We start from the raw sequence: 21,078 nt of genomic DNA, 5'->3' as shown, positions 1-21,078 counted from the left end.
TTTCTCCTGCTCCGCTAATGTCCGGCATCGTGCCATCCGGTAAATAGGTCGTTATGGTTGTGCTGGTTTACGGCGGCCGTAGACCAGCCAGGTCACCAGCACGCAAACCACATAGAAGACAAAAAAGACTTTCATCGCGCCTACCGGCGAGCCGGTCATGGCCAGAGAGGTACCGAAGGCTTTTGGAATAAAGAAGCCGCCGATGGCGCCGATAGCGGCGATAAAACCGAGCGCGGCGGCGGTATCGGTCACCGCTTCGTGCTGGGCCTGTTCGTCGCTGCCGCCGCGCTTTTTCACACTGTCGATGGTGAGCTGGCGGAAGATCACGGCGATCATCTGGAAGGTGGATCCGCTACCGAGACCGGCGGTTAGGAACAGGCCCATAAACACCACGTAGAAAGCGAGGAAGCTGCCGGAACCGGAGCCCGGCAGGGTGAGGAAAAGCAGGCCGGTAAAGACCGCCATCAGAACGAAGTTGACCAGCGTCACCCGCACGCCGCCCAGACGGTCGGAAATGATGCCGCCGAAGGAGCGCGCCAGCGCGCCGATAAACGGGCCGAAGAAGGCCAGTTTCAGGATATCGACATCCGGAAACTGGGTTTTCGCCAGCATCGCGAAGCCGGCGGAGAAGCCAATAAACGAGCCGAAGGTGGCCAGATACAGCAGACTTAGCAGCCACATATGCGGGCGCTTCAACACCGGTAGCTGATCGCGAATCGAGGCTTTAGAACTGGCAATATCGTTCATGCCGAACCACGCGAAAACGGTGGCGATGACCAGTAGCGGCACCCAAAGCAGCGGTGAGTTGCCGAGCCACAGCATGGCGCCGCCCGGTTGCTCAACGCCGCGGACGCCCAGAAAGGTAAAAATCGGCAGAAAGATAAAAATGGGGGAGACCAGTTGCATCACGCTGACCCCGAGATTGCCGAGCCCGCCGTTAATCCCTAACGCGCTGCCTTGTTTGGCTTTGGGGAAGAAGAAGCTGATATTGCCCATACTGGAGGCGAAGTTAGCGCCGGCAAAACCGCAAAGTAACGAAATAGCGATAAATACCCAGTACGGGGTAGTTGGATTTTGTACTGCCAACCCCAGCCATAAACAGGGAATCACCAGAATAACCGTGCTAATAACCGTCCAGTAGCGCCCACCCATTATAGGTACCATAAAGGAGTAGGGTACGCGTAATATTGCGCCAGAAAGCGAAGGTAGCGCCGTTAATAAAAAAAGCTGGTCGGTAGTGAAATTAAAACCCACTTTATTGAGATTGACCGCAACCGCGCTAAATAACATCCAGACGCAGAAGGCGAGTAACAGACAAAATACGGAAATCCATAAGTTCCTGCGTGCAATGGCTTTCCCTTTATTTTCCCAGAAGGCGTCATTTTCTGGTCGCCAATCCTTTAAAAGATAATGATTCTTTTTATCACCTTCTATCGACATAACACCCTCACTAAAGCGTACGAGATCAAAAGGATAAATAAAAAAACAGCTGAAGCTGTGCAGGCTGGAATTAAGGCTCAGCTGTTTTTAATAATTGTATTGTTTGAGAATAGATAAGATTCGAGACGTGAAAGAATTCACACCGGCAATGAAGGGTGGTCAATTGTTACTAAATGTAACCTAAGCTTGAGGCAGCTCTAGCGCTATGTAATGTGTTAAATAACGAGTAAACGCTGCATCGTCAATCGCTTGCATCCCCAGCGCGTAAATGCCATCCAGCCCGCAAACCAGGGCAATCAGACGCCAGGCGATATTTTCTGCTGTATCCTGCGGCTTAAATTCACCGGCGTCGGCGCCGCGATTAATCGCCGTTACCGTTTCGTCATGCCACATGCTCATGGTAAGCAGATACGCGGCCTTAATTTCCTCATCGCTATCGGACAAAATCTGCGCTTCCCGCCACAAGCGGATATAGGGCTCTAGACGGCCATCTTCGCTGCCGAGTAATGAAAACAGGCGTTCGCTCCAGGAGGCGTCATCGGTCAACAACTGGATATCGAGCATTTCGCGGATCAAGCGGACAAAGGCCTGCGCTTTTAGCTCGCCGGTCGAGGCAAAATGATGATGTAACTGACCTGCGGCGACGCCGGCCTCGCTGGCTATCTGGCGCACGGTCATGGCGCTGAATCCGCCGTTTAGCGCCACCCGCATGGCGGCCTGCATGATAACTTCCCGACGCGCTTCCCGATTTAAGTAGTGCATAGCGACCCGTGACAAAAAGGTGATAGGGCGATGGTAACAAAAAGTTGGACAGACGTTCAACAATCCGGCAGGATCGCAATCCTGGACGCGTGTCCAATTTCGAAAATTGAGGAAAAGTAGTATGTCTCGGCAATGGTTAACGCTGATGGCGATTTTGCTGGTTTATATCCCGGTAGCAATTGACGCAACGGTGCTGCATGTGGCCGCCCCGACGCTCAGCGTCGCGCTTGGCACCAGCGGCAATGAGCTACTGTGGATCATTGATATCTATTCGTTGGTGATGGCCGGTATGGTGCTGCCGATGGGCGCATTAGGCGATAAAATCGGCTTTAAGCGCTTGCTGCTGCTCGGTAGCGCCATTTTCGGCATCGCTTCGCTGTGCGCCGCGCTGTCGCCGTCGGCGATAATGCTGATTATCTCCCGGGCGCTGCTGGCGGTTGGCGCGGCGATGATCGTGCCGGCGACGCTTGCCGGGATCCGCGGCACTTTCGCCGAAGCCAGCCAACGTAACATGGCGCTGGGATTATGGGCCGCCGTGGGCTCCGGCGGCGCGGCATTTGGCCCGCTGGTGGGCGGCATGCTGCTGGAACACTTCTATTGGGGATCTGTTTTCCTGATCAACGTGCCAATCGTGCTGCTGGTCATCGCCATCAACGCTAAGGTCGTGCCCCGTCAGCCCGCACGCCGCGAGCAGCCGCTGAATCTGCCGCAGGCGCTGATCCTGATTGCGGCCATTCTGATGCTGGTATTTAGCGCTAAGTCAGCGTTAAAGGGGCAACTGGCGCTGTGGTTGATTGCGCTGGTGGCCATCGGCGGCGCGGCTATGCTGACCTGGTTTGTCCGCAAGCAGCTGTCGATGCCCACGCCGATGGTGGATATGCGTCTCTTCACCCACCGCATTATTTTGAGCGGGGTGATGATGGCGATGACCGCGCTCATTACGCTGGTCGGTTTTGAATTGCTGATGGCGCAGGAGCTGCAGTTCGTGCATCAGAAAACGCCGTTTGAGGCCGGGCTGTTTATGCTACCGGTGATGGTCGCCAGCGGCTTTAGCGGGCCGATTGCAGGAATGCTGGTGTCGAAACTGGGGCTGCGGCAGGTGGCGACCGGCGGTATGTTGCTGAGCGCTTTAAGCTTTTTAGGACTGTCGATGACCGACTTCAGCACGCAACAGTGGCAGGCGTGGGGGTTAATGACGCTGCTGGGCTTTAGCGCCGCCAGCGCGCTACTGGCGTCAACGTCGGCGATCATGGCGGCGGCGCCGAAAGAAAAGGCTTCGGCGGCAGGCGCCATTGAGACCATGGCCTATGAACTGGGCGCGGGGCTCGGTATTGCGCTGTTCGGCCTGATCCTGACCCGCAGCTACAGTTCGGCGATTGAACTGCCTGCCGGGATTGGCGGTGAAGCAGCGGTACAGGCCTCATCGTCCATCGGCGAGGCGATGAAGGTCGCGCAATCCCTACCTGCGATACCGGCGGATTCACTAATCGCGGCGGCGAAAACCGCATTCATCAGCGCTCACAGCATTTCTCTGGCAACGGCTGGCGTTCTGCTGTTGTTACTGGCGCTGGGGATCTGGCGCGGGCTGGCCAATACGCCGGCGCCACGGTAATGTCATAGCTGAAGAGAAAGCTCCATCGCCGCGCGACGCAGCGGCGCCAGGGCTTTCTCCTTCAGCGCCGCGGCGCTCATCGAAGAGGCGGGAACGCCAACGTTGAGCGCTGCCACCACCTGGCCGCTGCGCGACAGCAGCGGTACCGCGAGCGAGCATAATCCAACTTCAATTTGTCGGTCCGCCAGCGCATAGCCCTGCATGCGAACTTTGGCGATTTCCGCGCGCAATGCCGTGGGGTCGCACAGGGTATACGGGGTATAGCGCATAAGATGTGCTCGTGACAGTGTCACTTCAAGTTGTTCTTCTGGCAGCGCGCTCAGCAATACCCGTCCCATTGAAGTCGTCCATGCCGGGAGGCGGCTGCCGCGCCCCAGATCGACGCTCAGTAAGTTATTGATCGCCGCGCGGGCGATATACAGCACGTTGTCGCCATCAAGGGTGGCGGCGGAGCAGCTTTCACCTAACGTCTTACCAAGATTGTCCAGCGCCGTCTGCGCCACCTTCGCCAGCGGGGTTCCCGCCAGATAGGCATGGCCCACTGCCAGCACGCGCGGCAGCAGTTCATAGCTGCGGCCGTCCGGGCTGTGCACCATCCCCAGCGCCGCCAGGGTATACAGGCAGCGGCGCACCGCCGCGCGGGAAATTTGCGTTTTTTGACTTAACTGCGAAATGGTCAGCCGCTGGCGCTGCGGAGTAAAAGCATTGAGCACTTCCAGCCCGCGGGCGAGAGACAGCATAAAATTGGGGTCGTGCTCGGCCTGCCTGGCGCTCAGCGTAGTGTGGGTATTGTCGCTCATTGCATCTTTCTCCGTTGCAACTAAAAGCTCACGGGGCATCACTATACCGCGCGCAAACCAGGGCGCGCCGAATTGTGCCTGTTTTACCACCTCGATCACATTATTAACCGCAATTTAACAAGCGTGCCGATAATCGCACAACATTTCGATTATCGCCGTTGACCATCCGCCAGGCTGGACCCTATTGTCAAAGCACAGACATCCCCGTTATGGATGTGGGTACAAAAAGTTATGCATCTTTCAGGAACAAAAAATGACTGCGACCGTAGAACGCATTGAGAGCTGGTTAGTGGATGTACCGACTATCCGGCCACATAAATTATCGATGACCACCATGGGCTGCCAGACGCTGGTCATCGTGCGCATTACCCGTTCCGATGGCGTATGCGGTATCGGTGAAGCGACGACCATCGGCGGACTGAGCTACGGCGTCGAGAGCCCGGAGGCTATCTCATCGGCCTTGACCCACTATCTAACGCCGCTGCTGAAAGGGCAGCCGGCGGATAACCTGAATGCGCTTACGGCGCGGATGAATAGCGCCATTAAAGGCAATACCTTTGCAAAGTCTGCCATTGAAACCGCGCTCCTTGATGCCCAGGGCAAAGCTTTAGGGCTACCGGTTTCGGCGCTGCTCGGCGGCGCGTTGCAAACGTCGTTGCCGGTGTTGTGGACGTTAGCCAGCGGCGATACCGCAAAAGATATTGCCGAAGGGGAAAAGCTGTTAGCCGAGCGCCGTCATCAGGCATTCAAGCTGAAGATTGGCGCACGGGAATTAGCCACCGACCTCCGCCATACCCGCGCCATTGTCGAAGCCTTAGGCGATCGCGCCAGCATTCGCGTTGACGTTAACCAGGCCTGGGATGCGGCCACCGGCGCGAAAGGCTGCCGCGAGCTGGCGGCGATGGGGGTCGATCTCATCGAACAGCCGGTGAGCGCACAGGATAATGCCGCACTGGTGCGCCTGAGCCAGCAAATCGAGACCGCAATTCTGGCGGATGAAGCGGTCGCGACCGCTTACGATGGTTACCAACTGGCGCAGCAGGGCTTTACCGGCGCTTACGCGCTGAAAATCGCCAAGGCGGGCGGGCCGAATAGCGTGCTGGCGCTGGCCCGCGTCGCGCAGGCGGCGGGGATTGGCCTGTATGGCGGCACGATGCTGGAAGGGACCGTGGGGACCGTCGCTTCTCTGCACGCCTGGTCGACATTGTCGCTGCAGTGGGGAACCGAGATGTTCGGCCCGCTGCTACTCAAAGACGATATCGTCAGCGTACCGCTGACCTTTGCCGACGGTCAGGTGGTGTTGCCGCAAACGCCAGGGCTAGGTGTGGAGCTGGATGAAGACAAGCTGCGCTTCTATTCCCGTAAAGCATAACAGGAGAAAATAATGCTATTTAAAGTTGATATGACCGTTAATATTCCGATCGGTTTTCCTGCCGCCGAGGCGGATGAAATTAAACAACGCGAAAAAGCTTATTCGCAACAATTACAACGTGAAGGCAAATGGCGACATATCTGGCGCGTCGCCGGTCTTTACGCCAATGTCAGCATTTTCGATGTAAAAGATGCCGAAGAGTTGCATCAAATTTTAATGGGATTGCCGTTATATCCATTTATGGATATTCGCGTAGAGGCGCTGTGCCGTCATCCCTCGTCTATTCGTGAAGACGATAGCTAATAATAATAACGTCGACCTCATGCCGGGGGCACCCGGCAAATATCCTACAATGATAAGAGAGAATAATTATGAGTAATGCTTTCGTACAACAAGAAGCCGTGCAGAAATTATTACGTGAAGGCGCGGGGTTAAATGTTCCTGGCGGCAACGAACGCTTTAAAGCCATTGTCCACCGTTTGCTGGAAAATATCTGCACGCTGATCGATGACTATAACGTTACAGAAGAAGAGTTCTGGCACGCGGTAAACTATTTGCACGAGCTGGGTGGGCGCCAGGAAGCGGCGCTGCTGGCGGCAGGGCTAGGCCTTGAGCATTTCCTCGACCTGCGTCAGGACGCTATCGACGCGGCGGCACATCGTGAAACCGGCACCCCGCGCACCATCGAAGGGCCGCTGTATGTAGCCAATGCGCCGCTGGCCGACAGCCATGCCCGCATGGATGATGGCACCGATGCCGGCGAAGTGATGTGGCTGCACGGCCAGGTTAAAGATAGCCAGGGCCAGCCGATCGCTAATGCCATCGTTGATATCTGGCATGCCAATACTCTGGGTAATTATTCGTTCTTCGATCAGAGTCAGAGCGATTACAACCTGCGTCGTCGTATCCGCACCGGTGCCGATGGCCGTTACAGCGTACGCAGCATCATGCCGTCAGGCTACGGTTGTCCGCCGGATGGACCGACGCAGAAACTGCTGGACCAACTGGGTCGCCACGGCAACCGTCCGGCGCATATTCACTTCTTCGTCTCCGCGCCGGGCCATAAACATCTGACCAGCCAGATCAACCTCAGCGGCGACAAATACCTGTGGGATGATTTTGCCTTTGCCACCCGCGACGGTCTGATTGCCGACCCGGTGAAAGTGAGCGACCGCCAGACGATTGCACAGCGTGAACTGGACGGAGAACACACCGAAGTGCGCTTTGATTTCACCCTCTGTAAAGCGCTGAGCCCCGACGAAGAGCACCGCGGCACCCGTCTGCGCGCCAAAGAGTAATCTGCTTTAGCGGCCCCGGCTACGCTGCTGGCCCGGGCCGCGCTCTGCACCCGATAGTCACCACATTCGCCAAATATCTTTAATCCTGAATCCTGCAGGAGGAGTTAACTCATGCAAAAAACGCTATCAGCGCTTAAAGACAAAATTAACAACGCGTTAATTGTCGACCGTGAAAATCATATTTACCGTTGCCACCGTTCTATATTTACCGATCAGCAGTTATTTGATTTTGAAATGAAACATATCTTCGAAGGTAATTGGGTTTTTCTTGCCCATGAAAGTCAAATTGCCGAACCGGGAGACTATTATACCCTGACGCTGGGACGGCAGCCGGTTATTATTACTCGCGATAAAAAGAATGAATTACATGCATTAATTAATAGCTGTGCCCACCGCGGCGCCATGTTATGCCGACGCAAAACCGGGAATAAAAATTCGTTCACCTGTCCGTTCCACGGCTGGACCTTCAGCAATAACGGTAAATTATTAAAAGCCAAAGATGAGAACACCGGCGCCTATCCCGATACCTTCAAACATGAAGGGTCTCACGATTTGCAAAAACTACCGCGTTTTCAGTCTTACCGCGGCTTCTTATTCGGTAGCCTCAATGCGGACGTGCAGCCGCTGGAGGAGTATCTCGGCGAAACCCGCAAAATCATCGATCTGATCGTCGATCAGGCGCCGGAAGGGCTGGAAGTGCTGAAGGGCTCGTCGAGCTATGTTTACGAAGGCAACTGGAAGCTGGGCGCGGAGAACGGCGCCGATGGTTATCATGTCAGCGTGGTGCACTGGAACTACGCCTCTACCATGTCACGCCGCAACTATGAAGCGGAAGGGACGCATGCGGTTGATGCCAACGGTTGGTCAAAGAGCGTCGGCGGCGGCTACGGTTTTGACAATGGTCACATGTTGCTGTGGACCCGGGCGCTGAACCCGGAAGTGCGCCCGGTCTATGCCCACCGCGAGCGTCTGCAGGCGGAGTTCGGTGAACTGCGCGCCGACCAGATGGTTAACGAAACCCGCAACCTGTGCCTTTATCCCAACGTCTACCTGATGGATCAGTTCTCTACCCAGATCCGCGTGATCCGCCCGATTGCGGTCGATAAAACCGAAGTCACAATCTGGTGTTTTGCGCCGAAAGGGGAATCCGACCAGGCGCGGGCGTTACGCATCCGCCAGTACGAGGATTTCTTTAACGTCAGCGGAATGGGGACGCCGGACGATCTGGAAGAGTTCAGCGCCTGTCAGCGCGGCTATCTTGGCGAAAATCTGCCATGGAGCGACCTCAGCCGCGGCGCGCTACGTTGGGTTGACGGCCCGGATGAACACGCCAGGCACGCGGGCTTTACGCCGCGGCTAAGCGGGGTGAAATCGGAAGATGAAGCGCTGTATATCGCTCATCACCACCACTGGCAAACGGTCATGCTGGCGGCGCTGGAACAGGAACAGCAGCGTTACGACCAGTCCATTACCCAGCGCGTGGAGGTGGCCTGATGTTGAATATCGAACAAGTTCGCCAGTTTCTCTATTACGAAGCCCGTCTGTTAGATGACCGTCAGTGGGATGAGTGGCTGAGCTGTTACAGCCCGCAGGTGGTCTACTGGATGCCGGCATGGGGCGACGATGACCAGCTGACGCGCGACCCGCAAAAAGAGATTTCCCTTATCTACTACCCCAACCGGGAAGGACTGGAGGATCGCGTCTATCGCATTAAAACCGAACGTTCCGGCGCCAGCACGCCGGAGCCGCGTACCACGCACATTATCAGCAATGTCGAGCTGATGGGCGAGAGCGATGAGGGGCTTGCGGTGCGCTACAACTGGGTCACCTGGAGCCATCGCTATCAACACACGGATGCCTATTTTGGCTCTACCTGCTGCACGCTAATTGAGCAGGACGGCAGGCCGCAGATCGTTCGTAAAACGGTACGCCTGAATAACGACTATATCCGTCAGGTTATCGACGTGTACCACATTTAAGAGGCGCTTATGACTTTTAATATTGCTCTTAATTTTGAGGACGGCATTACCCGCTTTATTCAATGCCATGCCGGGGAGAAAGTACTGGATGCGGCCTATCGCCAGAAGGTAAACCTGCCGATGGACTGTTCGGACGGCGTTTGCGGAACCTGCAAATGCCATTGCGCCAGCGGTGAATACGATCTGGGTGAAGATTATCTCGACGAGGCGTTAAGCGATGACGAAGCGCAGGCTCGCCAGGTGCTGACCTGCCAGATGGTACCGACCAGCGATTGTGTGATCGATGTGCCGGTGGCCGCCGCGCAGTGTAAAACCGCGTTGACCAACACCGGGGCGCAGGTGCGACAGGTGAATTTACTGTCCGATACCGCCATCGAACTGGTGGTCGCGCTGGATGAGCCGATGGCTTTTCTACCGGGGCAGTACATCAACATTCAGGTACCGGGCACGCCTCATGTGCGCGCCTACTCATTCAGCTCGCTACCGGGTTCTCTCGAAGGGCGCTTCCTGATCCGTAACGTGCCTGGCGGCATGATGAGCCAGTGGTTAACCCAGCAGGCACGGCCCGGAGATCGTCTGACTCTCAGCGGCCCCATGGGCAGCTTCTATTTACGCAGCGGCGAACGCCCGCTGCTCATGCTGGCGGGCGGCACCGGGCTGGCGCCGCTGCTGTCCATGTTACACACCCTGCAGACACAGGGTAGCCCGCGTTCGGTGACATTACTGTACGGGGTGACCCGTGACGACGATCTGGTGAAAACCGACGCGCTGGATGCGTTTAACCAGCAACTGACGGGATATCGCTGGCTGCCGGTGGTGGCGGATGAAAGCAGTTCCTGCCCGCAGCGCGGCTTTGTGACTGAACATCTTGACGATGCCATGCTGAATAACGGCGACGTCGACATCTATCTTTGCGGACCGCCGCCGATGGTGAATGCGGTCGCCACGGCGCTGCGCGAAAGAGGAATTTCCCCGGCAGGGTTCTGGTATGAGAAATTTATCGCCAGCCAGAGCGCGGCGGCATAAGGAGGCATGATGCGTTTTACCGATAAAGTCGTCGCTATTACCGGCGCGGCGCAGGGCATTGGTCGCCAGACCGCGGAACAGGCGGCAACTGAAGGCGCCGCCCTATTGCTGATTGACCGCTCGCCTTACGTGCACGAACTGGCTGCCGTTTTAGCCCAGGCCGGAAGCCAGGTACTGGCGCTGGAGGCTGACCTTGAGCAGTGGCAGAGTACCGAACAGGCGTTTGCCGCCGGGGTCGCGCATTTCGGCCGGCTCGACGTGCTCATCAACAACGTCGGCGGCACCATCTGGGCGCGACCTTTCGCCGAGTATCAGCCAGAACAAATTGAGAAAGAGATCCGCCGTTCGCTGTTCCCTACCTTGTGGGGCTGCCGCGCGGCGCTCCCCTGGATGCTGAAGCAGGGGAAAGGCAGCATCGTCAATATCTCGTCGGTGGCGACGGCAGGGGTGAACCGGGTGCCATACTCGGCGGCGAAAGGCGGCGTTAACGCGCTGACCCGGTCGATTGCTATGGAGTACAGCGGCAGCGGCATTCGGATTAACGCCGTCGCGCCGGGCGGCACGGAGGCGCCGCCGCGCCTGACGCCGCGCAACGATGAGCAGCCGAGCGAGCAGGAAAAGGCGTGGTATCAGCAGGTTGTCGATCAGACGGTGGAGAGCAGCCTGATGCATCGTTACGGCACGCTGGCGGAACAGGCGAATGCGATCCTGTTTCTCGCCAGCGATGAGGCCAGCTATATCACCGGCGTAACGATACCGGTGGCGGGCGGCGATCTCGGCTAGCGGCGGGTGGCATACCAGCAGAGCAGGGAGCCGAGACACACCATCCCGGCTCCCTGCCAGAAGGACCATGAGAGCGTGGCGCTGAGCAGCACCGCCGCCAGCGCGGAAGAGAGCACCGGCGTGAAGTACGAGGCCGCCGCCAGCAGGCTGACGTTGCCGTGCAGGATGCCAACGTTCCACGCCGCGTAGGCCAGCCCCAGCGCCACGGAGACCGTAATCAGCTTAATGACTACCGGCCAGCTAAACTGCATCGGCGGCTGCGTGCTGGCCAAAAACTTCAGCCACAGGGTCAGCGCCGTTAATAAGACGAAGAGGGTAATGCCATTTTTGCCTTTGGCATACTTCGCGGTCACCGTGCAGTAGGCTGCCCAGATAAATGCGCCGATAAATGCCAGAAAGTAGCTCAGCGGGCTCGAAATGACGTTATTGATAATTTCACTGAGGTTGAGTCCGTGCTCGCCGCCGAGCACCCAGCTCACGCCGAACAGCGCCAGTAGTAAGCCGGGGATCACCAGCCAGCTGCTTTTCTGACCGTTAAAAAGAATGGCGAATAAAATGGTCAGGCTGGGCCACAGGTAATTGACCATCCCCACTTCAATGGCCTGCTGGCGGGTGGCGGCGAAACCCAGCGACAGGGCGAGGCAGATCTCATAGCTAACAAACAGCACGCTGCCGGCCAACAGATAGCGGCGCGGGATTTGGCGCAGGTTGGGAAAGCCGACGGTAAAAATGAGCAGCAGGCCGCTAAGGCTATAAATCATCGCCGCGCCGCCGACAGCGCCTAGCCCTTCGCTGACGCCGCGGATCAAACCGACCATCGTGCTCCATAATATAATGGCGGCGAAGCCGATTGACGTCGCTCTCTTTTTTTCCATGTTTAACCTGATAGTGACTCACACGCAGCCAGAATTTATAACATCTTTTCGCTCCCGGCGGTCGATCTTTTCCGTAGCGCATAACTCTTTGGGGTTAGTCAAACTCGCTAGCGCTGACTCTTTAGGGGGCGAGCGTTGGCGACCTTGATTTGACGCAATAAAAAAAGGGACATTGCTGTTAGTTTCCTCCGCGCGATGAACACACATCCTGCATGGAGGAATCAATGGACGTCAGCCGCAGAAAGTTTTTTAAAATCTGCGCAGGCGGTATGGCCGGAACAACAGCTGCCGCACTGGGCTTCGCCCCAAAAATGGCGCTGGCTCAGGCACGCAATTTCAAATTGCTGCGCGCAAAAGAGATCCGCAACACCTGCACTTACTGCTCCGTGGGCTGCGGGCTATTAATGTATAGCCTGGGCGACGGCGCGAAAAACGCCAAAGAAGCGATTTATCATATCGAAGGGGATCCGGATCATCCGGTAAGCCGCGGCGCGCTGTGCCCGAAAGGCGCCGGTCTGCTGGACTACGTCCACAGCGAAAATCGCCTGCGTTATCCGCAATACCGTGCTCCGGGCTCGGATAAATGGCAGCGCATCTCCTGGGATGAAGCTTTTAACCGCATCGCCAAACTGATGAAAGCCGACCGCGACGCCAACTTTATTGAAAAGAACGAGCAGGGCGTGACGGTTAACCGCTGGCTTTCCACCGGGATGCTGTGCGCCTCGGCGGCGAGTAATGAGACCGGCATGCTGACGCAAAAATTTGTGCGCTCGCTCGGCATGCTGGCGGTAGACAACCAGGCGCGCGTCTGACACGGACCAACGGTAGCAAGTCTTGCTCCAACATTTGGTCGCGGTGCGATGACCAACCACTGGGTTGATATCAAAAACGCTAACGTCGTGATGGTGATGGGCGGCAACGCCGCGGAAGCGCATCCGGTGGGATTCCGCTGGGCGATGGAAGCGAAGAACAATAACGATGCCACGCTTATCGTTGTCGACCCACGCTTTACGCGTACCGCGTCGGTGGCCGATATCTATGCGCCGATTCGTTCCGGTACCGACATTACGTTCCTGTCGGGCGTGCTGCGCTACCTGATCGAAAATAATAAGATCAATGCCGAGTACGTAAAGCATTACACCAATGCCAGCCTGCTGGTACGGGATGATTTTACCTTCGAAGATGGCCTGTTCAGCGGCTACGATGCGGAAAAGCGCCAGTATGATAAATCGTCCTGGAACTACCAGTTCGATGAAAATGGCTACGCGAAACGCGATGAAACGCTCTCCCATCCGCGCTGCGTGTGGAATCTGCTCAAGCAGCACGTTTCCCGCTACACGCCGGAAGTGGTCGAAAATATCTGCGGTACGCCGAAAGAAGACTTCCTCAAAGTGTGCGAGGTACTGGCTTCAACCAGCGTCGCGGATCGCACCACCACCTTCCTGTATGCGCTGGGCTGGACGCAGCACACCGTCGGCGCGCAGAACATCCGCACCATGGCGATGATCCAGCTGCTGCTCGGCAATATGGGTATGGCAGGCGGCGGCGTCAACGCGCTGCGCGGACACTCCAATATTCAGGGGCTGACCGATTTGGGCCTGTTGTCGACCAGCCTGCCGGGTTATTTGACACTACCGTCCGATAAACAGAGCGATCTGCAAAGTTATCTTAGCGCCAACACGCCGAAAGCGACGCTGGCCGACCAGGTGAACTACTGGAGCAACTACCCGAAATTCTTCGTCAGCCTGATGAAATCGTTCTACGGCGATGCGGCGCAGAAAGAGAACGACTGGGGCTTCAACTGGTTGCCGAAATGGGATCAGGCTTACGACGTTATCAAGTACTTCAATATGATGGATAACGGCAAAGTCACCGGCTATATCTGCCAGGGCTTCAACCCGGTTGCGTCCTTCCCGGACAAAAACAAAGTGGTGCGTAGCCTCAGTAAGCTGAAATATATGGTGGTTATCGACCCGCTGGTGACCGAAACTTCGACCTTCTGGCAGAACCACGGCGAGTCCAATGATGTCGACCCGGCTACGATTCAGACCGAAGTCTTCCGTCTGCCATCGACCTGCTTTGCCGAAGAAGACGGTTCGATCGCCAACTCCGGTCGCTGGCTGCAGTGGCACTGGAAAGGCCAGGACGCGCCGGGCGAAGCACGCAACGATGGCGAAATTCTTGCCGGGATCTATCACCGTTTGCGTGAGCTGTACCGTCGCGAAGGCGGTAAGGGCGCGGAACCGCTGCTGAAAATGAGCTGGAGTTATAAGCAGCCAGATCATCCGGAATCGGAAGAGGTTGCAAAAGAGAACAACGGCTACGCGCTGGCGGATCTCTACGATGGCAATGGGGCGCTGCTGGCGAAAAAAGGACAGTTGCTGAATAGCTTCGCGTTACTGCGCGATGACGGCAGCACCGCGTCATCTTGCTGGATCTACACCGGCTGCTGGACCGAGCAGGGTAACCAGATGGCGAATCGCGATAACGCCGATCCTTCTGGGCTTGGCAATACGCTGGGATGGGCCTGGGCCTGGCCGCTCAATCGCCGCGTGTTGTATAACCGCGCATCAGCTGACATTAACGGCAAGCCGTGGGATGCGAAGCGGATGCTGATCCAGTGGAACGGCAGTAAGTGGGTCGGTAATGATATTCCGGACTTCAATACCGCGCCGCCGGGGAGCAACACCGGGCCGTTTATTATGCAGCAAGAGGGGCTTGGGCGCCTGTTTGCGCTCGATAAACTGGCGGAAGGGCCGTTCCCGGAACACTACGAGCCGATGGAAACGCCGCTTGGCACCAACCCGCTGCACCCCAATGTGGTCTCAAGCCCGGTGGTGCGTTTATACGAAGATGACGCCATTCGCTTAGGTAAGAAGGATAAGTTCCCGTATGTCGGTACTACCTATCGTCTGACCGAACACTTCCATACCTGGACCAAGCACGCGCTGCTCAATGCGATTGCGCAGCCGGAACAGTTTGTCGAAATCAGCGAAGGGCTGGCGAAAAGCAAAGGTATCGCTAATGGTGACTGGGTGAAAGTCAGCAGCAAGCGCGGCTTTATTCGCGCGGTTGCCGTAGTGACCCGTCGACTGCGCACGCTGAACGTCAACGGCCAGCAGGTAGAAACCGTCGGTATCCCGCTGCACTGGGGCTTTGAAGGTGTGGCGCGTAAAGGCTATATCGCCAACACCCTGACGCCTAACGTCGGCGATTCCAACTCGCAGACGCCGGAGTATAAGGCGTTTTTGGTCAACATCGAGAAAGCGTAAGGAGCGATTAAATGGCGATGGAAACACAAGACATTATTAAACGCTCCGCGACTAACCAGATGACTCCCGCGCCACGCGCGCGGGACTATAAGGCGGAAGTCGCCAAGCTTATCGATGTCTCCTCCTGCGTAGGCTGTAAAGCCTGCCAGGTGGCCTGTTCCGAGTGGAATGACATTCGCGATGAAGTGGGGCACTGCGTCGGCGTGTACGACAACCCGGCGGATCTCAGCGCTAAATCCTGGACGGTAATGCGCTTTAGCGAGACCGAACAGAACGGCAAGCTGGAGTGGCTTATCCGCAAGGATGGCTGTATGCACTGCGAAGAGCCAGGCTGCCTGAAAGCCTGCCCGTCCGCCGGGGCGATTATTCAGTACGCCAACGGCATCGTCGATTTCCAGCAGGAAAACTGCATTGGTTGCGGCTACTGCATTGCCGGGTGTCCGTTTAATATTCCACGCCTCAATAAAGAGGATAACCGGGTCTATAAATGCACGCTGTGTGTGGATAGGGTCAGCGTCGGTCAGGAACCGGCCTGCGTGAAAACCTGTCCTACCGGCGCTATCCATTTCGGCACGAAAAAAGAGATGCTGGAAGTGGCGCAGGAGCGGGTGGATAAGCTGAAAAAGCGCGGTTATGCCAATGCCGGGATTTACAACCCGCAGGGCGTTGGCGGCACCCATGTGATGTACGTACTGCATCATGCCGACCAGCCGGAGCTGTATCACAAGTTGCCGAAGGAGCCGCAGATCGACACCAGTATCAATCTATGGAAGGGGGCGCTGAAACCGCTGTCGGCAGCGGGCTTTATCGCTACCTTTGCTGGGCTGATTTATCACTACATTGGTATCGGGCCGAACAAGGAAGTTGACGATGACGAGGAGGAACACGATGAGTAAATCGAAAATGATAGTGCGCACCAAATTCATCGACCGCGCCTGTCACTGGACGGTGGTTATCTGTTTCTTCCTGGTGGCGCTGTCGGGGATTTCGTTTTTCTTCCCGACGCTACAATGGTTGACGGAAACCTTCGGCACCCCGCAGATGGGGCGTATCCTGCATCCGTTTTTCGGCGTGCTGATTTTTGTCGCGCTGATGTTTATGTTTGTGCGTTTTGTCCACCACAATATCCCTGATAAACAGGATATCCCCTGGCTGAAAGGCATCGTGGAGGTTCTGAAAGGCAACGAACATAAGGTCGCGCGCGTCGGTAAATATAACGCCGGGCAGAAGATGATGTTCTGGACCATTATGAGCATGATTTTTGTGCTGCTGGTGACCGGGGTGATTATCTGGCGCCCATATTTTGCGGAATATTTCCCGATACCGGTTATTCGTTACAGCCTGCTGATACACGCCACTTCGGCGATTATCCTGATCCACGCGATCCTCATCCATATGTATATGGCATTCTGGGTTAAAGGGTCGATTAAAGGCATGATTGAAGGTAAGGTCAGCCGCCGTTGGGCGAAGAAACATCACCCGCGTTGGTATCGCGATGTCGAACGCCTGGAAGCGCAAAAAGAGAGCCGTGAGGGAATGAAGTAAGCCTTTACGGGGGAAACCCGCTCCGGTGATATCGGGGCGGGCTCCCGGCATTCAGCAGTTAGTGATAAGTGTATCGATTGAATCAATCACCCCCTGACGCGCACAACTCAGATTACAGACGAAATCCTGTGGCTGGATTCGTTTATTATTTAAATTACTGATCATCGGCGTACAAAGTAAAAAGCTGTCAAACTCTATATTTATCCTTGGGGCGACATGCTGATGCCAACGAGGTAACTGTCGCGCCCGCATTAAAGGAATAATGACTCTAGTGGCCAGGTCAGCATAGTAATCATTCTGCACTATCATATAATACGGCAGGGTGTTATTTGTTTGCGCAGAACAATTTCGATAGACATTGAATTATTCAAGCATCATAGTACCCTGAAAAATTCATCATCTGTGAGAGTACCTGTTTTTGCAATAAATTCATTCATTGCGGCGATGAATTCCTTATGCTGTCGCTGCTTATCGGCTTCTCGTAAATCCTTTCCTGCCTGCGCTGACTCCTTCTGGGCTGGCACGTCAATACATCTTTTACGTAGCGTATTACTTTTCATCGTAGGCTCCTTACTGGTGGTTCAGTGATTATTCTCTTTACTCACATAAAAATAAACCTCAGCAGTAAGTTTAATATTTATTTTGCGAGCCGGATTCCAGCGCAACGCAACAGATGAAATATTAACGTTTGTTGTAATAACCCTTTGCGCAGGGGGAATACTGTGCAAAGGTGATAAAACCATTCCATTAAAATTTCTCAGGAATAAACCGGAAAGGAAAATGAGTCGGTTTCACTTTGCCAATTTTACGTTTCGGTAGGGTAATGTGTTCCGTTGGTAGCGACTCGTAGGGGATCTGCGAAAGCAGGTGGGTAATAATATTCAGGCGCACGCGTTTTTTATCTTCCGAGCGGGCGACAAACCACGGCGCCCATGCAGTATCGGTGGCGGCAAACATCGCATCGCGCGCTGCGGTGTAATCATCCCAGCGGTTGAAAGATTTAATATCCATCGGCGATAGTTTCCAGATTTTGCGTCCGTCATCAATACGGTCGCGCAGGCGCCGTTCTTGTTCCTGCGGCGTCACCTCCAGCCAGTATTTCAGTAAAATAATGCCGGAATCGACCATCCCACGCTCCACCATTGGCGCGCCGTCGAGGAATTTTTGCACCTCCTCCTCGGTACAAAATCCCATCACCCGTTCAACGCCGGCCCGGTTGTACCAGCTGCGATCGAAAATCACTATCTCGCCGGCGGCGGGAAGATGTTTGATATAACGCTGAAAATAGAGCTGGCTGCGTTCGCGCTCGGTTGGCGCGGGAAGGGCGACAACGCGGAAAACCCGCGGGCTGACGCGTTCGGTTATCGCTTTGATGGTGCCGCCTTTGCCGGCGCCATCGCGTCCCTCGAATACGATGCATACCTTAAGCCCTTTATGCACGACCCACCGCTGTAGCTTGACCAACTCGACGTGCAGTTTACGTAACGCCTGCTGATACGCTTTCTCGCTTAACGGCTCCGTTTTGGCGGGTATGACGGGCGCAACGGTGTTCTTTTTGTTTCCCATGGCTGTCCTCATGCGTGGTGGCCTGAAAGGCAGGTCGCTGTTTAAAGTGTAATCAGACCCAGGCAAAGCGGCGGAAAACTTCTCATCCAGTGGAGGGCGCAAGATAGCCATTAAGCGCATCAACTCACTGTTGCTTAATCAGGAATCGGGTAGGATAGTCTCGTCAATTTACTAAAATCATTCAGGGAGAGAGTATGTCGAATAAACTTCTGCAAGTGCACTTTGCTTTTAGCGGCCCGTTTGGCGATGAAATGTCGACGCAATTAGCCGAACTCGCGCAATCTATTAACCACGAGCCCGGTTTTATCTGGAAGATCTGGACGGAGAATAGCGTTACGCAGGAAGCCGGTGGCATATATCTGTTTGAAGATGAACAAAGCGCGCAGGCTTATGCGAAAAAACACGCCGCCCGCCTGCAGCAATTTGGCGTGCAGGAGATGTTCTACAAAATTTTCGACGTCAATTTACCGCTAAGCCAGATTAACCACGGGCCGCTCAATTAAAATGAGACCGTGGTTACATATAGCGTTCAAACTGCCAGGCCGCCACGGCTTCGAGGATAAACAGCCCGGATACCACGATTCCCGCCACGCGATGGCGGGAATAGAAAAGTATTCCCGCGACCACGGCTAACACCGGTAACGTAATGGGCCAGCAGGCGACAATAGTAATCCAGGCAATGATCAGATAATCCTTCATCATGGCGAATACTCCGTGGTCAATGTTTACCGGCGCGAACGCTGCGCCGGTATAAATCAGAATTCAACGACGCCGCCTTGTTCAATACGGTCAATATCATTGGTGACAGGATTCACCTTTTCGTTGTAATAGGTGTAGGCATTAACGTCGGGAGTCATCGTTAATTTTGGTTGTTCCGTTTTCGATTCAGGCGATTCTGTCTGTGGATTAGCGGCAAGGTCTGCCGGTTCCGGCGGCGTATAGTGTAACTGGTCGGCGAGACTGCCCGCCGCGAAGGCGCTAGCGTTAATAGAAAGCGCGCTGATGGCGATAATAATTAATTTTTTTAAAGTCATAAATTTCATCCATGAGACGAAACCCGCCACGGCGGCAGGTAAAAAGAGCAAGGTTTAAGATAATACGTAAAAGAAGTTAATGTTTCAAAGCGTAATCGCCCTCTGCTAGTATAAAGTTGCTACTCCTCGGTAATTCTTTATGGTAGCTACTTGTATTACCGAGCATTCCCCATGTCCTTGTCTTTAATTTCACATTAATGCAGCAAAATTTTCACTAGTTTTGATCATCTCCGCACTTTTGCACCAGCCCGGTGCGCAAGGTTGCTAAAGTCGTTCTATGTTTAGCTCACTGTCGGTATGGACACCAGCGTTCCCGGCAGGCCACGTGACGGCAACAGACCTCCTGACCTGTAAAGACTGGCGCATTGCCGGGTGGTACCGATTGCGGTCACGCTACGCGACTATTAGTAATCGATCTGGCGATACCTCTCTTCCTGGCGGGTTTTTTGCTTTATCTACCGAAGCCGCTACGGCTTATTCCAGCATTGGCACGTTACGCTGTAAGTGGTTTTTACTGCGCCAGTTTATGGCGTCTGTTCGATATCGCTGAGGACTATCCGAATGTCTTTAAAACTTAAAAAGTTGACTCTGCATTTTGCAATAGCAGGTTGTTTGAGCGCGGCATTTTACGCACAGGCGGATGTGAAGATTGGCGTGGCCGGCCCCTTTACCGGGCCGAATGCGACCTATGGCGCCCAATACTGGAAAGGGGCATCGCAGGCGGCGGCTGATATTAATGCCGCTGGGGGAATTAAAGGCGAAAAAATTGTGCTGGTGCAGGGCGATGATGCCTGTGAACCCAAGCAGGCGGTGGCGGTGGCTAACCGCCTGGTTGACGACTCCGGCGTCTCGGCGGTGGTGGGCCACTTCTGCTCTTCCTCGACAATGCCCGCCTCCGAGGTCTATGACGAAGCCGGGATCCTGACCATCACGCCGGGTTCCACCAATCCGCAAATCACCGAACGCGGAATGAAAGATATGTTCCGCATGTGCGGGCGCGATGACCAGCAAGGGGTGATTGCCGCCAACTACATGCTGGATGTGCTGAAGGCGAAGAAGATCGCCGTCATTCACGATAAAGACACCTACGGTCAGGGATTAGCCGACGCGACGCGCGCGGCGCTGGCTAAACGCGGGACGAAAGAGGTGTTGTATGAAGGCTTATCCCGCGGGGAAAAAGACTTTAATGCCCTGGTAACCAAAATCGGCGCCCTGAAACCGGATGTGGTTTATTTTGGCGGCTGCCATCCGGAAGCCGGCCCGCTGGTGCGCCAGATGCGCGAGCAGGGCGTCCAGGCTAAGTTCTTCTCCGGCGACTGCGTGGTGACCGAAGAGTTGGTTACCGCCGCGGGCGGGCCGCAGTTTACCAATGGCGTGTTAATGACCTTCGGTAAAGATCCGCGCACCATTCCTGAAGGTAAAGCGGTGATCGACAAATTCCGCGCCAGCGGTTTTGAACCGGAGGGCTATACCCTTTACGCCTATGCTTCAATCCAGGCTATCGCCGCGGCCTATAACGCTGCCGGTACCGATAATGCCAAAGCCAGCGAATGGTTGAAAAACCACAGCGTCGATACCGTGATGGGTAAAAAAGCCTGGGACGGCAAAGGCGACCTGAAAGTATCGGATTACGTGGTTTATCAATGGGATGATAAAGGCAAATATCATCAGCTGTAACCCAGGATTGTAGTGCGCATAACGCCCTCATCAGAGG

The 21,078-nt window shown here is 55.3% G+C and carries 20 protein-coding genes and 2 pseudogenes; 13 read left to right on the top strand and 9 right to left on the bottom strand.

Annotated elements, in window-relative coordinates:
* Positions 1-51: 51 nt before the first annotated feature.
* Together PGR79_RS01415 and PGR79_RS01410 are read right to left on the bottom strand one after the other, a co-directional pair.
* The gene (locus PGR79_RS01415) at positions 52-1,440 is read right to left on the bottom strand and encodes a NarK family nitrate/nitrite MFS transporter (protein WP_213793974.1); all 1,389 of its coding nucleotides are present in this window, start codon (positions 1,438-1,440) and stop codon (positions 52-54) included.
* Positions 1,441-1,620: 180 nt separating this feature from the next.
* Positions 1,621-2,202, bottom strand: coding sequence for a TetR family transcriptional regulator (locus PGR79_RS01410; protein WP_087859567.1), 582 nt, complete (start codon positions 2,200-2,202; stop codon positions 1,621-1,623).
* Positions 2,203-2,323: 121 nt separating this feature from the next.
* Here PGR79_RS01410 and PGR79_RS01405 point away from each other — a divergent pair, with 121 nt between their 5' ends.
* Positions 2,324-3,814, top strand: coding sequence for an MFS transporter (locus tag PGR79_RS01405; protein WP_316423973.1), 1,491 nt, complete (start codon positions 2,324-2,326; stop codon positions 3,812-3,814).
* 2 nt (positions 3,815-3,816) lie between these two features.
* On the opposite strand, the gene PGR79_RS01400 is transcribed toward PGR79_RS01405, so the two are convergent.
* Positions 3,817-4,653, bottom strand: coding sequence for an IclR family transcriptional regulator domain-containing protein (locus PGR79_RS01400; protein ID WP_430915095.1), 837 nt, complete (start codon positions 4,651-4,653; stop codon positions 3,817-3,819).
* 170 nt (positions 4,654-4,823) lie between these two features.
* On the opposite strand from PGR79_RS01400, the pseudogene PGR79_RS01395 reads away from it, so the two are divergent.
* The 7 genes and pseudogenes from PGR79_RS01395 (at position 4,824) to PGR79_RS01365 (ending at position 11,072) form a co-directional block, all read left to right on the top strand.
* Positions 4,824-5,986 (top strand): annotated as a pseudogene (locus PGR79_RS01395) (muconate cycloisomerase family protein).
* A 12-nt stretch (positions 5,987-5,998) separates the two neighbouring features.
* Positions 5,999-6,289, top strand: coding sequence for a muconolactone Delta-isomerase (gene catC / locus PGR79_RS01390; protein ID WP_015366454.1), 291 nt, complete (start codon positions 5,999-6,001; stop codon positions 6,287-6,289).
* A gap of 68 nt (positions 6,290-6,357) precedes the next feature.
* Positions 6,358-7,284, top strand: a complete 927-nt coding sequence (gene catA / locus PGR79_RS01385; protein ID WP_087859571.1) for a catechol 1,2-dioxygenase — start codon at positions 6,358-6,360, stop codon at positions 7,282-7,284.
* 111 nt (positions 7,285-7,395) lie between these two features.
* Entirely contained in the window at positions 7,396-8,778 is a 1,383-nt protein-coding gene (locus tag PGR79_RS01380) for a Rieske 2Fe-2S domain-containing protein (RefSeq protein ID WP_395226286.1), read from the top strand.
* Positions 8,778-9,263, top strand: a complete 486-nt coding sequence (gene benB / locus PGR79_RS01375; RefSeq protein ID WP_087859573.1) for a benzoate 1,2-dioxygenase small subunit — start codon at positions 8,778-8,780, stop codon at positions 9,261-9,263. The genes PGR79_RS01380 and benB overlap by 1 nt, the downstream gene beginning before the upstream one ends.
* 9 nt (positions 9,264-9,272) lie before the next feature.
* Complete coding sequence (benC, locus tag PGR79_RS01370; protein WP_395226285.1) at positions 9,273-10,289, top strand: benzoate 1,2-dioxygenase electron transfer component BenC; 1,017 nt, start codon at positions 9,273-9,275, stop codon at positions 10,287-10,289.
* Positions 10,290-10,298: 9 nt separating this feature from the next.
* Positions 10,299-11,072, top strand: a complete 774-nt coding sequence (locus PGR79_RS01365; RefSeq protein WP_271032596.1) for a 1,6-dihydroxycyclohexa-2,4-diene-1-carboxylate dehydrogenase — start codon at positions 10,299-10,301, stop codon at positions 11,070-11,072.
* On the opposite strand, the gene yddG is transcribed toward PGR79_RS01365, so the two are convergent.
* On the bottom strand, positions 11,069-11,947 hold the full coding sequence (yddG, locus tag PGR79_RS01360; protein WP_087859576.1) for an aromatic amino acid DMT transporter YddG: 879 nt from the start codon (positions 11,945-11,947) through the stop codon (positions 11,069-11,071). The genes PGR79_RS01365 and yddG overlap by 4 nt on opposite strands.
* Before the next feature lie 224 nt (positions 11,948-12,171).
* Here yddG and fdnG point away from each other — a divergent pair, with 224 nt between their 5' ends.
* The 3 genes from fdnG to fdnI are packed head-to-tail and all read left to right on the top strand — an operon-like array spanning position 12,172 to position 16,764.
* Entirely contained in the window at positions 12,172-15,219 is a 3,048-nt protein-coding gene (fdnG, locus tag PGR79_RS01355) for a formate dehydrogenase-N subunit alpha (RefSeq protein WP_395226284.1), read from the top strand.
* A gap of 11 nt (positions 15,220-15,230) precedes the next feature.
* Positions 15,231-16,115, top strand: coding sequence for a formate dehydrogenase subunit beta (gene fdxH / locus PGR79_RS01350; protein WP_395226283.1), 885 nt, complete (start codon positions 15,231-15,233; stop codon positions 16,113-16,115).
* On the top strand, positions 16,108-16,764 hold the full coding sequence (gene fdnI, locus PGR79_RS01345; RefSeq protein ID WP_113373307.1) for a formate dehydrogenase-N subunit gamma: 657 nt from the start codon (positions 16,108-16,110) through the stop codon (positions 16,762-16,764). The genes fdxH and fdnI overlap by 8 nt, the downstream gene beginning before the upstream one ends.
* A 51-nt stretch (positions 16,765-16,815) precedes the next feature.
* Here fdnI and PGR79_RS01340 read toward each other — a convergent pair.
* The 3 genes and pseudogenes from PGR79_RS01340 to ppk2 all read right to left on the bottom strand — a co-directional run.
* Positions 16,816-17,127, bottom strand: a pseudogene (locus PGR79_RS01340) (CcdB family protein); the annotation flags it as partial.
* A gap of 11 nt (positions 17,128-17,138) precedes the next feature.
* Entirely contained in the window at positions 17,139-17,324 is a 186-nt protein-coding gene (locus PGR79_RS01335; RefSeq protein WP_430920906.1) for a hypothetical protein, read from the bottom strand.
* Between the two features lie 187 nt (positions 17,325-17,511).
* Complete coding sequence (gene ppk2, locus PGR79_RS01330) at positions 17,512-18,330, bottom strand: polyphosphate kinase 2 (protein WP_430920904.1); 819 nt, start codon at positions 18,328-18,330, stop codon at positions 17,512-17,514.
* A 194-nt stretch (positions 18,331-18,524) separates the two neighbouring features.
* Here ppk2 and PGR79_RS01325 point away from each other — a divergent pair, with 194 nt between their 5' ends.
* The gene (locus PGR79_RS01325; RefSeq protein WP_430920902.1) at positions 18,525-18,833 is read left to right on the top strand and encodes a monooxygenase; all 309 of its coding nucleotides are present in this window, start codon (positions 18,525-18,527) and stop codon (positions 18,831-18,833) included.
* A 13-nt stretch (positions 18,834-18,846) separates the two neighbouring features.
* Here PGR79_RS01325 and PGR79_RS01320 read toward each other — a convergent pair whose 3' ends face one another.
* Positions 18,847-19,032, bottom strand: a complete 186-nt coding sequence (locus tag PGR79_RS01320) for a hypothetical protein (protein ID WP_045382390.1) — start codon at positions 19,030-19,032, stop codon at positions 18,847-18,849.
* 53 nt (positions 19,033-19,085) lie between these two features.
* Entirely contained in the window at positions 19,086-19,364 is a 279-nt protein-coding gene (locus PGR79_RS01315; protein WP_087859583.1) for a hypothetical protein, read from the bottom strand.
* Between the two features lie 561 nt (positions 19,365-19,925).
* On the opposite strand from PGR79_RS01315, the gene PGR79_RS01310 reads away from it, so the two are divergent.
* Positions 19,926-21,041, top strand: coding sequence for a branched-chain amino acid ABC transporter substrate-binding protein (locus PGR79_RS01310; RefSeq protein ID WP_015366474.1), 1,116 nt, complete (start codon positions 19,926-19,928; stop codon positions 21,039-21,041).
* The last annotated feature ends 37 nt before the right edge of the window (positions 21,042-21,078 follow it).

This window comes from Klebsiella sp. 141161, assembly GCF_050600815.1.
GTDB classification, from domain to species: domain Bacteria; phylum Pseudomonadota; class Gammaproteobacteria; order Enterobacterales; family Enterobacteriaceae; genus Klebsiella; species Klebsiella aerogenes.
This window is presented reverse-complemented; position numbering and strand designations above follow the sequence as displayed.

What these genes read in the sequence shown, in the direction of transcription:
- PGR79_RS01415 (WP_213793974.1), bottom strand. Translation starts at nt 1,440, where the DNA reads ATGTCGATAGAAGGTGATAAAAAGAATCATTATCTTTTAAAGGATTGG.
- PGR79_RS01410 (WP_087859567.1), bottom strand. Translation starts at nt 2,202, where the DNA reads ATGCACTACTTAAATCGGGAAGCGCGTCGGGAAGTTATCATGCAGGCC.
- PGR79_RS01405 (WP_316423973.1), top strand. Translation starts at nt 2,324, where the DNA reads ATGTCTCGGCAATGGTTAACGCTGATGGCGATTTTGCTGGTTTATATC.
- PGR79_RS01400 (WP_430915095.1), bottom strand. Translation starts at nt 4,653, where the DNA reads ATGCCCCGTGAGCTTTTAGTTGCAACGGAGAAAGATGCAATGAGCGAC.
- catC (WP_015366454.1), top strand. Translation starts at nt 5,999, where the DNA reads ATGCTATTTAAAGTTGATATGACCGTTAATATTCCGATCGGTTTTCCT.
- catA (WP_087859571.1), top strand. Translation starts at nt 6,358, where the DNA reads ATGAGTAATGCTTTCGTACAACAAGAAGCCGTGCAGAAATTATTACGT.
- PGR79_RS01380 (WP_395226286.1), top strand. Translation starts at nt 7,396, where the DNA reads ATGCAAAAAACGCTATCAGCGCTTAAAGACAAAATTAACAACGCGTTA.
- benB (WP_087859573.1), top strand. Translation starts at nt 8,778, where the DNA reads ATGTTGAATATCGAACAAGTTCGCCAGTTTCTCTATTACGAAGCCCGT.
- benC (WP_395226285.1), top strand. Translation starts at nt 9,273, where the DNA reads ATGACTTTTAATATTGCTCTTAATTTTGAGGACGGCATTACCCGCTTT.
- PGR79_RS01365 (WP_271032596.1), top strand. Translation starts at nt 10,299, where the DNA reads ATGCGTTTTACCGATAAAGTCGTCGCTATTACCGGCGCGGCGCAGGGC.
- yddG (WP_087859576.1), bottom strand. Translation starts at nt 11,947, where the DNA reads ATGGAAAAAAAGAGAGCGACGTCAATCGGCTTCGCCGCCATTATATTA.
- fdxH (WP_395226283.1), top strand. Translation starts at nt 15,231, where the DNA reads ATGGCGATGGAAACACAAGACATTATTAAACGCTCCGCGACTAACCAG.
- fdnI (WP_113373307.1), top strand. Translation starts at nt 16,108, where the DNA reads ATGAGTAAATCGAAAATGATAGTGCGCACCAAATTCATCGACCGCGCC.
- PGR79_RS01335 (WP_430920906.1), bottom strand. Translation starts at nt 17,324, where the DNA reads ATGAAAAGTAATACGCTACGTAAAAGATGTATTGACGTGCCAGCCCAG.
- ppk2 (WP_430920904.1), bottom strand. Translation starts at nt 18,330, where the DNA reads ATGGGAAACAAAAAGAACACCGTTGCGCCCGTCATACCCGCCAAAACG.
- PGR79_RS01325 (WP_430920902.1), top strand. Translation starts at nt 18,525, where the DNA reads ATGTCGAATAAACTTCTGCAAGTGCACTTTGCTTTTAGCGGCCCGTTT.
- PGR79_RS01320 (WP_045382390.1), bottom strand. Translation starts at nt 19,032, where the DNA reads ATGATGAAGGATTATCTGATCATTGCCTGGATTACTATTGTCGCCTGC.
- PGR79_RS01315 (WP_087859583.1), bottom strand. Translation starts at nt 19,364, where the DNA reads ATGACTTTAAAAAAATTAATTATTATCGCCATCAGCGCGCTTTCTATT.
- PGR79_RS01310 (WP_015366474.1), top strand. Translation starts at nt 19,926, where the DNA reads ATGTCTTTAAAACTTAAAAAGTTGACTCTGCATTTTGCAATAGCAGGT.